This is a genomic window from Acinetobacter sp. 1566109, from assembly GCF_000582255.1.
GTDB lineage: Bacteria > Pseudomonadota > Gammaproteobacteria > Pseudomonadales > Moraxellaceae > Acinetobacter > Acinetobacter nosocomialis.
Map to the genome: position 1 here is coordinate 40,847 of NZ_JEYB01000024.1, position 13,033 is coordinate 53,879.

Here is a 13,033-nt window from a genome sequence, read left to right on the forward strand (position 1 = left end):
ATCGATATTGATGCTCTCTTTTTTATTATGCTTCGGTCAAATGCTTTAATAATTTATGGCCATGTTCAACAGCTTCTAATTTAATTTTTGACTCTGAGTTACCCGATAAAGGCGATACGTCATAAAGCAAAAATGTGCCGTTTAACTGCATTTGCGTATATTGAATTGAATGTTGAACCGCTTTTAAAAAGCTATCGATTAAGTTTTCTTGGTCGTTCACCATGTTCGCTTCTTTTTGCCCGACCGTCATACTAATAATGACTTTTTTATCTTTTAATTTGTCGCCCTGAGAGCCATAAGCGAACTGATAAGTAAAAACTTCATCAAACCATAACTTCAAAATTGCCGGCATATTAAACCAGAACATTGGATATTGCAGAATAATCGTTTCGTGGCGTAACAACGCTTCTTGTTCAGCGCTGACATCAATTTTATAGTCTGGATAAAGCTGGAAAATATCTCGGACTTCAAGGTCCGGATAGGTTTTTATAAGTTCATTCACTATCGTTTTATTTGCAATTGATTGAGCGTAGTAGGGATGGGCCAAAATAAGTAAAGCCATAATAATGCCTTGTAGCTATAAAAATCATAGTCACTATAATTTTTATAGTATGAGTGTACAATAACTATCAAAGTTGATAGGTGGCGTTAAAAATGACAAATACTGAAAATAAATGTGAAATCAGCATGAATGGAAAAACGTATCCATGTCATATCAGTATGGCTATGGATTTGGTGGGTGGAAAATGGAAAAGCGTTATTTTGTATTATTTAAAAGATGGGCCAAAACGTTTTAATGAAATCAATCAATTAATGCCAACTATCACAGAAATGACTTTAAGCCTTCAACTCAAGCAATTAGAGCAAAGTGGCTTAATCTCTAGAACGGTTTATGGTGAAAAAGCGCCGATTAAGGTGGTGTATGAAATGACTGAATTAGGCCTGTCTTTTAAACCTGTTTTAGAGTCTTTATCGATATGGGCGCATACGATGATTAATCAGGCATAAGACTAAAAAATATTAAAATATTGAATAGATTAGACTATGTGCGTGTGAATGAGGCATTTATTTCTTTTATTTTCACACAATTTAAAAAAGAGTTATTAAAAATGAATGGTAATGAGTCTACTTTAATTAAACAAGATTTTCCTGTTTCTTGGATGTATAAGTCAGGCAATGTTGAGTATTTATCTATTCCATATATTCATGGTGACATTTGTATCTTTGGACTGCCTTTAAGTGAGGTTGATAATGAATTCACGGTAACAGACTTTCCCAAAAAAACTAGAACAATTTATTCACTTTGTTCTACTAAATTTTATCCTTATCTTAACCGTATGATTGAATTAGAGTTAAATGAAAAAGTAGAATTTATGTTGATAGGTTTACAGCATGAATATATTGATTTTAATAAGAGTTTTTTTGATGACTTTAGTGAAATTAGCAAAGCTTTAAGTAAAAAATACTTTCCTAAATTAAAAGTGTTCAAATATGGATTTGATGAACTCTATGTTAATGAGTGCAGAATATATCCTAATTTAGGTGACATCACAGAAATTATAGAGAAAATGCCCGCTTTAGAGATATTAGAGATTAATGGAGCATTTGAATTAACAAAGCCTTTAAATTTCAAATATTTAAAATCATTGTCTATAGAGGTGGATTTAGGTATTGAAGACTGCAACGATGTTATGGCAATTAGCCAAACCACCCTTGATTTTATAATGAGTTCAAAAATTAGTGAACTAGAAAATTTTGAACTCATTATTAATAATAATGACTTGAAATATAATCTAAATTTAGAACTTTTTAAAAGTTTAGACTTAAATAAATTAAACAAAGTTTCTATATCTGGAAGCTTTCAAAAAGATTTAGAAGTTGAAATCTATAATTTATTGAGTAGCAAAGTTAAAAATATACGGATTAATAAATGATTTCTCTAATTTTGTTGCTGTTTAATTTGCGTTAAAAGCTAATGATAATATTTAAAGCCCCATCCCTGTGCATGGGGCTTTTTCTGCCCAAAAATCACTCACAAATTTCTGCCAAACCCATCAAAACTAACCTCAAAAACTGGCACATTTTCTGCATCTCTTACCAGTAATACAAAAACTGAATTTGGTAATACCAAACTAGAGGTGCGATATGAACGATGTAAAACCTGTGGTTCAACCAAAGCCAACTTTAAAAGCCTTTTTAGTCGAATTGCTTAGTGTACGTGCAGGCGTATATATCAAGCAAAACAATCAGCCGCCTAAAACAAAAGGATAAGACTGTGGCAAAACAAAAGTTGGCTCGAATCAGTATTACCGTACCTGAAACGACACTTAACGCACTCGACCAAAAAATTGTCGAGCAGAACTATGAAAGCCGCTCGCAAGCCATTGTCGACATGATTAATAAGCACCTGATTGCAGAGCAAGCACAGGCCAATGAAGTCATGGTGGGCACATTAACGCTACTTTACGACGCTAGCCAAATGACCTTGCGCAATCAATTGGTCGATTTACAACAACAGTTTTTAGCACAGGTGATTAGTTCACTTCATATCCAGCTCGACCAACAAAAAATATTGCAAGTCATGTTAATGCAGGGCGCGAGTTCTGAGCTTAGACAAATTAGCCAGCAATTTATTGTGTTGAAAGGGGTGATTAAAGGGCATTTAGAACTGATGGATGCTGTCATGCCGCCTATACAGCAAAATGACTAAATGAGGAGTAGCGTGTTGAAGAATTTATGGACCATCCAAGACTGGAAAACAGCATATCAAAACGGGCAAATCCATCTTAAGGATCTGCTTGGCTATGTGGCAGAAGTTAAAAATGATGATCATACGTGGATTGAAATTGCATCGAAGGAGCAGATTCAATCGCAAATTGATATTTTAAAAGACCAGAATATTGCTGACTTACCTCTATACGGTGTGCCATTTGCAGTTAAAGACAACATTGATGTCGCTGACTTTCACACCACTGCTGCCTGTAAAGAAGTTGAATATTTAGCGACACAAGATGCTGCCGTAGTAGCCAAGCTAAAAAAAGCAGGGGCGATTGTGGTTGGTAAAACTAACCTCGATCAGTTTGCAACGGGACTAGTTGGCGTTCGCTCTCCATACGGTGCAGTAAAAAATAGTTTTAACCCTGAATATATCAGCGGTGGATCAAGCTCTGGTTCTTCGGTAGTGGTTGCCAACGGCATTGTGCCTTTTAGTTTAGGGACAGATACGGCGGGCTCAGGACGTGTTCCTGCGGGTCATAACAATATTGTGGGCCTTAAACCAACAAAGGGCTGGTTTTCTACCACAGGTTTAATTCCTGCATGTCGAACCATTGATGTCATTTCTATTTTTGCGCTGTATATTGATGATGCTTGGGCAGTCGCCAGTTTAATGCAGGGCTACGATGAAACAGATGAATATTCACGAGCACATCCAGCCAATGTACCAAATCAATTTTCTAAACGAAAAATTGCTATTCCTGCTCAGCTTGAGTTTTATGGTGATATTGAATCTGAAAAGGCCTTTTTAATTGCAATTGAGCGCTTAAAAAAACTGGGCTATGACGTTGAGAGTATTGATTTCAGCGCGTTTAATGAGCTTGCTGCCGCACTGTATAACGATGCTTGGGTAGCAGAAAGAACAGTCGCCGTTGAACGCATGACAACACGTGAAAAGGCTCATCCAGTCATTGCTCAAATTATTGCGCAGGTAGATAAATTCAAGGCAACAGATGCACTTCAAGCCGAATATAACCGCGCCGTACTTGCTCGAAAAATTAATTTGGCTTTACAACCTTTTGATGCCTTGATGGTTCCGACAGCGCCAACCATTTACACCATTGCTGAAGTTGAAGCCGACCCATTGACTAAAAATGCGCACATGGGAGCGTATACCAACTTTGTTAATTTTGCTGATCTTTCGGCTTTAGCTTTGCCAAATGTACTTCGTGAAGACGGCCTACCAAGCGGGGTAACCTTTATTGCACCAGCTTGGCATGATCAGGCACTCGCCAATTTTGCGCAGCTTTGGCAAACCGAAACATCGCTGAGTTTAGGTAAATCAACTCAACATTATCAAAAAAGTCTAGAGATCCAGTCAAATCATTCAGTACAGCTAGCTGTAGTCGGAGCGCATTTAACAGGCATGCCACTTAATTTTCAGCTCACTAGCCGTAATGCCACTTTGCTCAAGAAAACACAGACCGCAGAGACTTATAAACTTTTTGCCTTAAAAAATACCACGCCACCAAAACCAGGGCTGCAATTCGATGAAGCAGGGACATCTATTGAAGTCGAAGTGTGGGATGTTCCTTTAGCAAATTTTGGAGCCATTGTGGCTGAAGTACCTGCACCACTTGGTATTGGGAACCTGAAACTAAAAGATGGAACATGGGTCAAAGGCTTTATTTGCGAAGCGTATGCCATTCAAGATGCAACCGATATTAGTCATTTTGGAGGCTGGCGAGCTTACATACAGTCACTCAATCAAACCGCTCAAAGTGTTGTTAGTAAAAATGTTGGGGAAGTTTCTATATGATTAAAAAAGCGTTTTTATCCGTATCTATTTTATCGGCAGTTGTATTGGGTGGTTGTGACAATACCGCTAAAGTGCCTGAGGCTAAACAAGACGCTCAGGCAGCCGCAAATACAAAACCAATTACCATCGGATATAGTGATTGGCCGGGCTGGGTGGCTTGGCAAGTGGCTATTGAAAAAGGCTGGTTAAAAGAAGCAGGGTTAAATGTAGAGTTTAAATGGTTTGATTATTCCGCGTCGCTTTCGGCTTTTTCGGCAAATCAGCTCGATGCTGTGTTGGTCACCAATGGTGATAACTTGGTAACAGCTTCGGGTGGTATGCAAGGCATGATGATTTTGGCAACGGATTATTCTGCGGGCAATGATGTCATTATTGCAAAAGAGGGCATTAATACCATTCAAGACTTAAAAGGAAAATCGATCGGTGTCGAAAAAGGCTTGGTTGACCATCTTTTACTAGCAACAGCTTTAACCGACCATAACATTAAAGCGAATGAGGTGAAGCTGGTAAATTCAGCGACGAACCAATTACCTCAAGTGTTTAATAGCCCCGATATTTCCGCGATTGCTGTTTGGCAACCTGTTGCAGGTCAGGCATTAAAAGCAGTGGCAGGTTCTAAAATTATCTATACCTCTAAAGACAAGCCGGGTTTAATTTACGACACCTTAACAGTCAACATGAGCCACTTAACTGCTCATCAAGAAGAATGGAAAAAAATCATTCAGGTGTGGGATAAAACCGTTAAATATATTAATGACCCTGCAACCCATGCCGATGCGGTTAAAATCATGGCAAACCGTTCAGGGGTTGACCCAAAACAATATGAGTTAATGGTCAGCGGTACGCATTTATTAGATATCAATGCCAATAAAAAAGTATTTACTAAATCTCAAGGCTTTGACTCGATTTATGGCTCTAGCTATCACGTCAATAAATTTAATGTCGAAAACGGTATTTATAAAACCGAACAAAATGTAGATGGGCTGATTTATCCAACACTCATAGAGCAACTTAAATAAACCCCATAAATCAAAAAGCCCAAGTTGAACTTGGGCTTTTTTGTGTTTGGCTTATTTTTCTGTACTGACTTGAGTCATACGCGGTATTTTTGGTAAGTCTTGCAACGCAGGGTCAAGCTCGTCTTCTTCAGCGTGAACCAGATAATCAACTCGTGCCCGAAGTTGTTTGAACTCAGATGTACTCATTAAATCGAGTGAACGTGGACGAGGTAAATTAACTTCAATAATTTCCTTAATTTCACCGGGGTTGGCTTTGAGTGCCACAATTCGGTCTGCCAGTAAAATGGCTTCATCCATGTCATGGGTTACAAAAATAATGGTGATATCAATGTTTTGCCATAAATCCATCAAGTGCTTTTGCATTTTTTGACGAGTGTGCGGGTCGAGCGCACCAAAAGGTTCATCCATGAGTAAAATTTTAGGTTGATTAACCAAAGCTCTAGCAATCGCAACGCGCTGTTTCATACCACCAGAAAGTTGATGTGGATACTGATTTTCATATTTTTCTAAACCAATAATATTAATCCATTCACGTGCTTGAGCTTCGGCTGTCATTTGACTCGCGCCGCGCATTTGAGGACCAAACATCACGTTTTCTTTTACGGTTTTCCAAGGGAAAAGGGTATAGCCCTGAAATACCATGCCGCGTTCAGGGCATGGTCCCGTAATGCATTCGCCGTCTACTAAAACCTCTCCACTATGATATGGGTCTAAACCCGCAATGACACGGCTCAGTGTCGATTTACCGCAGCCAGAAGGACCAATTACGCAAATAAATTCTCTTTTATGAACTTTTAAATCGAGCTTATTTAAAACAGTGCGTTCGCTTTGACCATGCTTAAAGACTTGGCTCCTTACAGGAAGTAAAGATATTCCCAAACCTGTTTCGACACTGACTAAAACACTTTCTAAACTACTGCCTGTAAAAGCAATATACCAACGTTTCCGTTCTCGCTCTAAGGTTTCAAACATTTCGTCTCGATAAAGTCCACCTTGGGGAAAAGTTACTAAACGAATGGGATCGGTTATGGATGTAATCGTATTTTCACTTTCAAACCAAGCCATTTCTTCAGGAAAAGATGCATAGCAATCAGCACTGGCAGCAGGCTCTTTCACGATAACAATATCCAGTTCACCATTTCGGTAACGCTCTGTTAGGTTACGGCTTAGACCAGAAGTAACATCTAAGCGAATAGACCGATGGGCTTGCGCGAACATGCCAAAAATTTCTGCCATAACAGTACTCATCATATCTTCTGGTAAGCCAATCCGAATAGGAATACTACCTGCTGGATCTTTTAAAACAGCTTCTGCTTCTTGTTGAAGTGTCAAAATTCTTTGAGCATAACCAATTAAATATTCACCTGAGGCAGTCAATTGTAAAGGTCGTGATGTACGATCAATGAGAGTATGACCAACAGATTCTTCAAGACGTGCCAATTGCTGACTAATCGTTGATTGTGTCAGATGTAACTTATCAGCAGCGATGGTAAAACTGCCACTTTCAAAAATAGTCACGAATGCACGAAGAAGACGAGGGTCAAACATAAGAATTATCACCAACAATGCAAAAAGCACAATAAATAAGTATTTATAATCTTAATACAATCGATTAAATAATTTAATTTCCAAATACTTTTAAGCACATTTATTCTAGTTCCAAATTGTTCTGCTCTTAAAGCTTACTTAGAGTTTTTCATACCTAAGTTTCTTATCTAGATAATTGGATCATTGCTACAGCATGTACATTCAAGTGAATACTGTGAAATTGAAAGTTACTTCTTTTAGTCGGCGCAAAGTGGGTTGAGGATAAATGATGAAAGAAAATCAAATGTTTTTACGCCAAGCGTTAGAACTTGCTTATCACAATGTTGAAAAAGGCGGCAGACCATTTGGAGCAGTAATTGTAAAAGATGGGAAAGTAATTGCTTCTGGCGTAAATCAGATTTTAACAACCAATGACCCGACGGCTCATGCTGAATTACTTGCAATTCGTGCAGCTAGCCAAGTTCTAGGAACTGCAAATTTAGAAGGTTGTTCTGTGTTTGCAAGTGGGCATCCATGTCCTATGTGTATGGCCGCAATGCGTTTAGCAGGTATAAAAACAGTTCATTATGCTTATTCTAATGAAGACGGAAAACCTTTTGGTTTATCTACAACTGAAATATATGCTGATCTTGCAAAACCCTTTGCTGAGCAGTCTATGAAAATTGAATATGTACCTGTTCGATTTGAAGGCCGTACCGATCTTTACGTACTGTGGAAGAATTATCAAAGCAATCAGTCAGGCCTAAAGTAATGAATCAGTCTGGAGCTTCTTTTGCTCGATCCATGCTTATCGTTACAGTCGCCTTGGTTGGACTCAATTTAAGACCTTTTATGACAAGCATTGGTCCATTAGTCTCCAGTATCCGAGCAGGCACTGGGTTGAGTCTACAAGGAATAGCTTTACTCACTTTATTGCCGATGATGTTAATGGGAGTCATTGCATTTATTGGTCCAATCGTACAAAGCATAGTTGGCGAGCGCAGAGTTGTTTTGGGTGCTTTACTGACTATTTGTATTGGATGTGGCCTTAGATTTTTATTTCCTACAGCTGAGGGTTTAATTATCAGTGCGGTTGTGATCGGTTTAGGCGTCGCGCTGATACAAGCAGCTTTTCCAGGCATTATCAAAAGAGAGTTTAGTCAACATATTGGACCGATGATGGGACTTTATTCCGCTATGCTTATGGGGGGCGGTGCATTAGGCGCATGGTTAGCGCCTGTGGTCTCAAATATAATGGGTTTATGGCCTGTGGGATTGGCTTTCTTTGCTCTACCAGCTGTATTGGCATTAATCTCAACATTTATTTTTTTACCCTCTATCGTAAGTTTGAATGTATCTGCAGCACCTGTAAAGACGTTGCTTAAGAAACCTAGAACATGGTTATTAATGCTGTGTTTTGGGCTTGTTAATGGTGGTTATTCTTCGGTTGTTGCTTGGTTAGCACCGTCTTTTCAAGATCATGGTTGGAGTAGTGGACAAAGTGGAAAATTGCTCGCTTTACTTGCTTTAAGCCAAGCAGCATCGGCACTGATTTTGCCTATTTTAGCTAGACAATATAAAGATCGCCGTCCATGGCTATGGTTTACTCTATTCATGCAATTTGCTGGTTTTTCTGGACTTGCATTTGTGCCCGAGTTTGCATCTATTTTATGGGCAATTTGTTTAGGGGTTGGCTTGGGAGGCTGTTTTGCTCTAACACTTATTGTTGCACTTGACCATTTTGAAGAACCTAGCAATGCAGGAGCTTTATCTGCACTTATGCAAGGGGGTGGTTTTTTACTTGCGGCTATACCACCTTGGCTAGTCGCAGCATTACACGACTTTACAGGGACTTATAAAGCGGGATGGATTTTTCATCTATGTAGTGTGATACTGGTGATAGTTTTAGTGATAAGACTAGCACCTAAAAGTTATCGCAAAATTCGCCTATAAATTTTTATGTGAGTAGAGAATATTACATATCTAAAGAAATACGATTTAGTTGCAAAGAAGATTAAAGAATAGTGATAGGATGATTCTGAAATTTTTAGATTTGAAATGAATAAAACAATATTTGATTTTTATGACATCTACTTTGAAAAAAATTGCCTTACTTAAACAAGGCTTAGGAAAAAATAGTCCATTTGCGACAGGAGTAGATGGAACCTTACAGGCGATTGAACATTTAGGATATGTGCAGATTGATACCATCTCTGTGGTTGAGCGTGCTCATCACCATATATTATGGAACCGAGTGCGTGACTATGAGTTAAGCCATTTAAATAGTTTGGTTCGCGAACGTCAGATTTTCGAATATTGGTATCATGCGGCGTCTTATCTTCCTATGAAAGATTATCGCTATGCTTTACCTGCCATGATGTCGGTTAAGAAAGGGGAAAGCCGTTATTTCAATAGAGGTGATCAACACCTGATGAATGAAATATTGGCGCGTGTTCGTGCTGAAGGTAAAATTCGATTACGTGATATTGACAAGAAAAATAAAAAAAGTTTAGGGAATTGGTGGAATACAGGTCCGGGACGCCGTGCTTTTGAGCAGTTATATATGCAAGGCGATCTGATGATTTGTGAGCGTAACGGTATGGAAAAAGTTTATGATTTGACAGAGCGTTGCTTGCCTGAAAATATTGATTTAACAATGCCTACGCTTTACGAATATGCGCAGTATTTATTTACTAATACGCTTCGAGCACATGGGGCATTTACATGGAAACAATTAGTTCATTTAAAGAAAAATGATTTAAAAGATGCTATGCGTGTTGTGCTCAAAGAGCAGGTTGATGCTGGTATTGTATCAGCGGTTAAAGTTGCTGACGGTCAAACCCTATATGTAGATGTAGCAGCAATAGAGCAAAAAGTGGATAGTGAATTTGGTTTAAAAATACTTTCACCATTTGATAACTCGCTTATTCATCGTGACCGCTTAACTTCTTTATTCGAATTTGATTATCGGATCGAATGCTATGTACCAGCAGCCAAACGGGTATTTGGATATTTCTGTTTACCTATTCTCTATCAAGATGAGTTGGTCGGCCGAATTGACTGTAAAGCGCATCGGAGTGTGAAAGAGTTAGAGGTAATTAGCTTACATTTAGAAAAAACAGTGAAAGATAAAGAGCATTTCTTTTTCGAGTTAGAGCAAGAACTCAAACTTTTCGCAGCATTTAACCAATGTTTAACTGTTAATGATAAAGTAAGTAAGTTTATTCGCAGCAAGAATTAAATAAACATTATTCTAGGTTTAAAAATAAAACACCAAAAGAATTAAGGCTTTTGGTGTTTTTACTTGTTAGGTTAAAGACATACGATATTGAATAATGCCGGGCTTTTGTGCAATCCAGTCGTAGAGTTTTTGTGCTTTTTGATTGCTTTCTTGAGTATGCCAATATAAACGTTCACAGCTATGTTGGGTGGCTTGCTTCTGGACATACTCAATAAGTTGTTTACCAATGTGTCGTCCACGAACTTCAGGTGATACATACAGATCTTCTAAATAACAGTAGTTATTTTCTGCCCAAGTAGACCGATGAAACATATAAGTGACAAAACCTAAGATACCTTGTTTATTTTTGGCAACAGCACAATAAATGGGTTCTTTTTCATCGAAAAAACGATCCCAAGTCATTTTTGTGATATGGAGGGGTAAATTGACCTGATAGAAATTTTGATAGGCAACCCAATATTCTAACCATTGAGTATAGTCTTGTTGTTGAACTGGCGAGACTTTGATTATTTCATTTTGAATCATAATTACACTTCATTCTGACTGATTGATGAAATTATATGTTGGATATAAATAGTTTATAGAAACATTAAAGTATTAAAAACTAACACAATAAATCTAATGAGAAAAGAAATTGCTTATTTTTATGACTTTTTAAAATAAAAAAATTTTATTAATATTATTTTAAGCTAACTTAATTATTATAAAAACATCAAAGCTCGTCTAAGTACACCTTTTAGCCACATTCTCCAGATGTGGCTCTTTTTATTTAAGGTTAAAAATTTAGAAAATGAAATAAATATAATTAACTTATTTATTTTTAAATAGCTAGAGAGATTTTTAATCTTCTTCCATAGCATTACTATAAAACTTAACACCAAGTTTAATACGATCTCGGCCATTACTCATACGCCAGCGATTTGTATCACGTAAAGAATAGACACAACCACAATATTCTTGCTGATAGAATTCTTCACGCTTACTAATTTCAATCATACGGCTAGAGCCACCATTTTTTCGCCAGTTGTAGTCCCAGTACTGGATTTCTGGATAGTGTGAAGCAGCGCGAATCCCGCAATCGTTGATTTGTGCCATATTTTTCCATCTTGAAATGCCTAAAGAACTACTGATTAAGCTAAAACCATGTTCATAAGCGTATAAAGCAGTACGCTCAAAGCGCATATCAAAACACATGGTACATCGGATACCACGTTCAGGTTCATTTTCCATTCCTTTAGCACGAGCAAACCAATTGTCTGTGTCATAATCTGCATCAATAAACGGAATATTATGTTTCTCTGCGAATCGAATATTTTCGTCTTTACGAATGAGATATTCTTTCACTGGATGGATATTAGGATTATAAAAGAATATAGAAAAGTCTATATTGGACTCAATTAATGCTTCCATGACTTCTCCAGAACAGGGAGCACAACATGAATGAAGTAATAATTTATTATGTCCTAAAGGAAGTTCAAGTTTTTGTCTCTGAGTAGTCATAAGGAAAAAATCAAGATATATTTCTATATATTCTAAGTTTTTTAAATAAATATAGGAGTGAATTTTTTTCAATTCAAGATGAAAAATATTTAATTATTGATTTTAATATAGTTCTTAAAAAATAATTTAAATTATTTTTTATTTTATATAATAATATAAATATTATGTTTATGTAATTTTATAAGTATTAAGTTTGATTTTAAAATATTTGATCTAATTGAAAATGATAATTATTTTATATTCTGTTAACTATTTGTCTTTTATATATTTATTTTTTATAATTTGACAGCCAATTAGTGTGATAAACGTCACAAATAAGTATTATTTTTTAATTTTAAATATTTTTTTAGATTTATATTTTTATTAAATTTATACTAAAACAGTTATTCTATTTTTTAATTTGAGTATGTGATATTTTAAGATATGGACGATTGGCAATGTAAGTATTGTAATGGTTACATTATGGTTAATCATTCAAATATAGAGGTAGGGGAAAAAGTTTACTTTTTGGTATATAAATTTGATGCAAAAAATGAAAGAAAAAAGCTATATAAAAAAGGAACAGTGATTGCACGCTGTGATAATATTTTACATATTGAATCGAGAAAAAAGACATATAAAATAGAAGAAGCTAAAGTCTATCCACTCGGCGCACCTATGCCATTTGTTTACAATATGTTTTGGGTTTGTGGCTGTGAAAATAGACCATAGTATTTTGTTTTATATGGCCTGACCTGAAGTATTAATTTAAACAAGTTGATTGTTTTTTGTTCATTTTTGGATATATATTCTTAATTCATTCTAGTAGTTTAAAATTTAGATAAATATTCGGTGGTGTTTTAAAAAGTATGCTGACATTAAATGAAGCCATTATTGATGTAAAAGAAGGTTAAGTCGAAGGCTTTAAAATGGTTTTCAAGCTTTTTGGAGAAATTGCAACTTCTTCTAAAACCACGCCTTATTCGATGCCTTATTTTGCAATTATTACCTTCAATTCCTACAGTAAACAACTTACCAATACTTTGCTTGCAGTTTTTAAAAGCAGTGATGAAACTGTCCCAATGATCACTTGCAATTCGGGTGTAGTGAATACCTAATTGTTTAAGCTTTGTCTTCAACCTTTGGACTGTAGCTAAATCTCTCTTACCCCAAACATAAGCAACAATCTCACCTGTTTCTCGATGGTAGGCGTAAATAAGCCATTGTTTATTA

General features: G+C 36.5%; 14 protein-coding genes and 2 pseudogenes. 10 read left to right on the plus strand and 6 right to left on the minus strand.

Going from position 1 to position 13,033, the window contains the following annotated elements:
- Nucleotides 1–25 precede the first annotated feature (25 nt).
- Nucleotides 26–562, minus strand: a complete 537-nt coding sequence (locus J582_RS15630) for an NAD(P)H-dependent oxidoreductase (protein ID WP_004887826.1) — start codon at nucleotides 560–562, stop codon at nucleotides 26–28.
- A 92-nt stretch (nucleotides 563–654) separates the two neighbouring features.
- Here J582_RS15630 and J582_RS15635 point away from each other — a divergent pair, with 92 nt between their 5' ends.
- The 6 genes from J582_RS15635 to J582_RS15660 all read left to right on the plus strand — a co-directional run bounded on the left by J582_RS15635 (nucleotide 655) and on the right by J582_RS15660 (nucleotide 5,553).
- Complete coding sequence (locus J582_RS15635) at nucleotides 655–1,008, plus strand: winged helix-turn-helix transcriptional regulator (protein ID WP_032048229.1); 354 nt, start codon at nucleotides 655–657, stop codon at nucleotides 1,006–1,008.
- A 44-nt stretch (nucleotides 1,009–1,052) separates the two neighbouring features.
- Nucleotides 1,053–1,934 carry a hypothetical protein gene (locus J582_RS15640; protein WP_228131709.1) on the plus strand — a complete coding sequence of 294 codons (882 nt, stop codon included), beginning with the start codon at nucleotides 1,053–1,055 and terminating at the stop codon, nucleotides 1,932–1,934.
- 211 nt (nucleotides 1,935–2,145) lie between these two features.
- Nucleotides 2,146–2,271, plus strand: coding sequence for a hypothetical protein (locus J582_RS26065; RefSeq protein ID WP_001000625.1), 126 nt, complete (start codon nucleotides 2,146–2,148; stop codon nucleotides 2,269–2,271).
- 4 nt (nucleotides 2,272–2,275) lie between these two features.
- Entirely contained in the window at nucleotides 2,276–2,710 is a 435-nt protein-coding gene (locus J582_RS15650) for a CopG family ribbon-helix-helix protein (protein ID WP_001118705.1), read from the plus strand.
- A 12-nt stretch (nucleotides 2,711–2,722) separates the two neighbouring features.
- Complete coding sequence (gene atzF, locus J582_RS15655; RefSeq protein WP_004887817.1) at nucleotides 2,723–4,534, plus strand: allophanate hydrolase; 1,812 nt, start codon at nucleotides 2,723–2,725, stop codon at nucleotides 4,532–4,534.
- Nucleotides 4,531–5,553, plus strand: a complete 1,023-nt coding sequence (locus tag J582_RS15660; protein WP_004887815.1) for an ABC transporter substrate-binding protein — start codon at nucleotides 4,531–4,533, stop codon at nucleotides 5,551–5,553. The genes atzF and J582_RS15660 overlap by 4 nt, the downstream gene beginning before the upstream one ends.
- Before the next feature lie 51 nt (nucleotides 5,554–5,604).
- On the opposite strand, the pseudogene J582_RS26765 reads toward J582_RS15660, so the two are convergent.
- A pseudogene (locus tag J582_RS26765) lies at nucleotides 5,605–6,405 on the minus strand (ABC transporter ATP-binding protein); the annotation flags it as partial.
- A gap of 3 nt (nucleotides 6,406–6,408) precedes the next feature.
- Nucleotides 6,409–7,101 (minus strand): annotated as a pseudogene (locus tag J582_RS26770) (LysR family transcriptional regulator); the annotation flags it as partial.
- Between the two features lie 268 nt (nucleotides 7,102–7,369).
- Between J582_RS26770 and J582_RS15665 the strand changes: the two are divergent.
- The 3 genes from J582_RS15665 to J582_RS15675 all read left to right on the plus strand — a co-directional run bounded on the left by J582_RS15665 (nucleotide 7,370) and on the right by J582_RS15675 (nucleotide 10,321).
- Entirely contained in the window at nucleotides 7,370–7,852 is a 483-nt protein-coding gene (locus J582_RS15665; protein ID WP_004887807.1) for a nucleoside deaminase, read from the plus strand.
- On the plus strand, nucleotides 7,852–9,033 hold the full coding sequence (locus J582_RS15670) for a cyanate transporter (RefSeq protein WP_004887806.1): 1,182 nt from the start codon (nucleotides 7,852–7,854) through the stop codon (nucleotides 9,031–9,033). The genes J582_RS15665 and J582_RS15670 overlap by 1 nt, the downstream gene beginning before the upstream one ends.
- A 130-nt stretch (nucleotides 9,034–9,163) precedes the next feature.
- Nucleotides 9,164–10,321 carry a winged helix-turn-helix domain-containing protein gene (locus tag J582_RS15675; RefSeq protein ID WP_004887805.1) on the plus strand — a complete coding sequence of 386 codons (1,158 nt, stop codon included), beginning with the start codon at nucleotides 9,164–9,166 and terminating at the stop codon, nucleotides 10,319–10,321.
- Between the two features lie 66 nt (nucleotides 10,322–10,387).
- Here J582_RS15675 and J582_RS15680 read toward each other — a convergent pair whose 3' ends face one another.
- Together J582_RS15680 and J582_RS15685 are read right to left on the minus strand one after the other, a co-directional pair.
- On the minus strand, nucleotides 10,388–10,846 hold the full coding sequence (locus J582_RS15680; RefSeq protein ID WP_004887804.1) for a GNAT family N-acetyltransferase: 459 nt from the start codon (nucleotides 10,844–10,846) through the stop codon (nucleotides 10,388–10,390).
- Nucleotides 10,847–11,161: 315 nt separating this feature from the next.
- Nucleotides 11,162–11,821 (minus strand): epoxyqueuosine reductase QueH, encoded by a 660-nt coding sequence (locus J582_RS15685; protein WP_006580639.1) that lies wholly within the window; start codon nucleotides 11,819–11,821, stop codon nucleotides 11,162–11,164.
- A gap of 423 nt (nucleotides 11,822–12,244) precedes the next feature.
- On the opposite strand from J582_RS15685, the gene J582_RS15690 reads away from it, so the two are divergent.
- Nucleotides 12,245–12,532: a hypothetical protein gene (locus J582_RS15690; protein WP_016804812.1), complete on the plus strand. Its 288-nt coding sequence runs from the start codon at nucleotides 12,245–12,247 to the stop codon at nucleotides 12,530–12,532.
- A 146-nt stretch (nucleotides 12,533–12,678) separates the two neighbouring features.
- On the opposite strand, the gene J582_RS26075 is transcribed toward J582_RS15690, so the two are convergent.
- A partial coding sequence (locus J582_RS26075) for an IS1 family transposase (RefSeq protein ID WP_171073051.1) occupies nucleotides 12,679–13,033 on the minus strand: 355 nt, incomplete at its 5' end.

What these genes read in the sequence shown, in the direction of transcription:
- J582_RS15680 (WP_004887804.1), bottom strand. Translation starts at nt 10,846, where the DNA reads ATGATTCAAAATGAAATAATCAAAGTCTCGCCAGTTCAACAACAAGAC.
- J582_RS15690 (WP_016804812.1), top strand. Translation starts at nt 12,245, where the DNA reads ATGGACGATTGGCAATGTAAGTATTGTAATGGTTACATTATGGTTAAT.
- J582_RS15630 (WP_004887826.1), bottom strand. Translation starts at nt 562, where the DNA reads ATGGCTTTACTTATTTTGGCCCATCCCTACTACGCTCAATCAATTGCA.
- J582_RS15660 (WP_004887815.1), top strand. Translation starts at nt 4,531, where the DNA reads ATGATTAAAAAAGCGTTTTTATCCGTATCTATTTTATCGGCAGTTGTA.
- J582_RS26065 (WP_001000625.1), top strand. Translation starts at nt 2,146, where the DNA reads ATGAACGATGTAAAACCTGTGGTTCAACCAAAGCCAACTTTAAAAGCC.
- J582_RS15665 (WP_004887807.1), top strand. Translation starts at nt 7,370, where the DNA reads ATGAAAGAAAATCAAATGTTTTTACGCCAAGCGTTAGAACTTGCTTAT.
- J582_RS15685 (WP_006580639.1), bottom strand. Translation starts at nt 11,821, where the DNA reads ATGACTACTCAGAGACAAAAACTTGAACTTCCTTTAGGACATAATAAA.
- J582_RS15670 (WP_004887806.1), top strand. Translation starts at nt 7,852, where the DNA reads ATGAATCAGTCTGGAGCTTCTTTTGCTCGATCCATGCTTATCGTTACA.
- J582_RS15675 (WP_004887805.1), top strand. Translation starts at nt 9,164, where the DNA reads ATGACATCTACTTTGAAAAAAATTGCCTTACTTAAACAAGGCTTAGGA.
- J582_RS15635 (WP_032048229.1), top strand. Translation starts at nt 655, where the DNA reads ATGACAAATACTGAAAATAAATGTGAAATCAGCATGAATGGAAAAACG.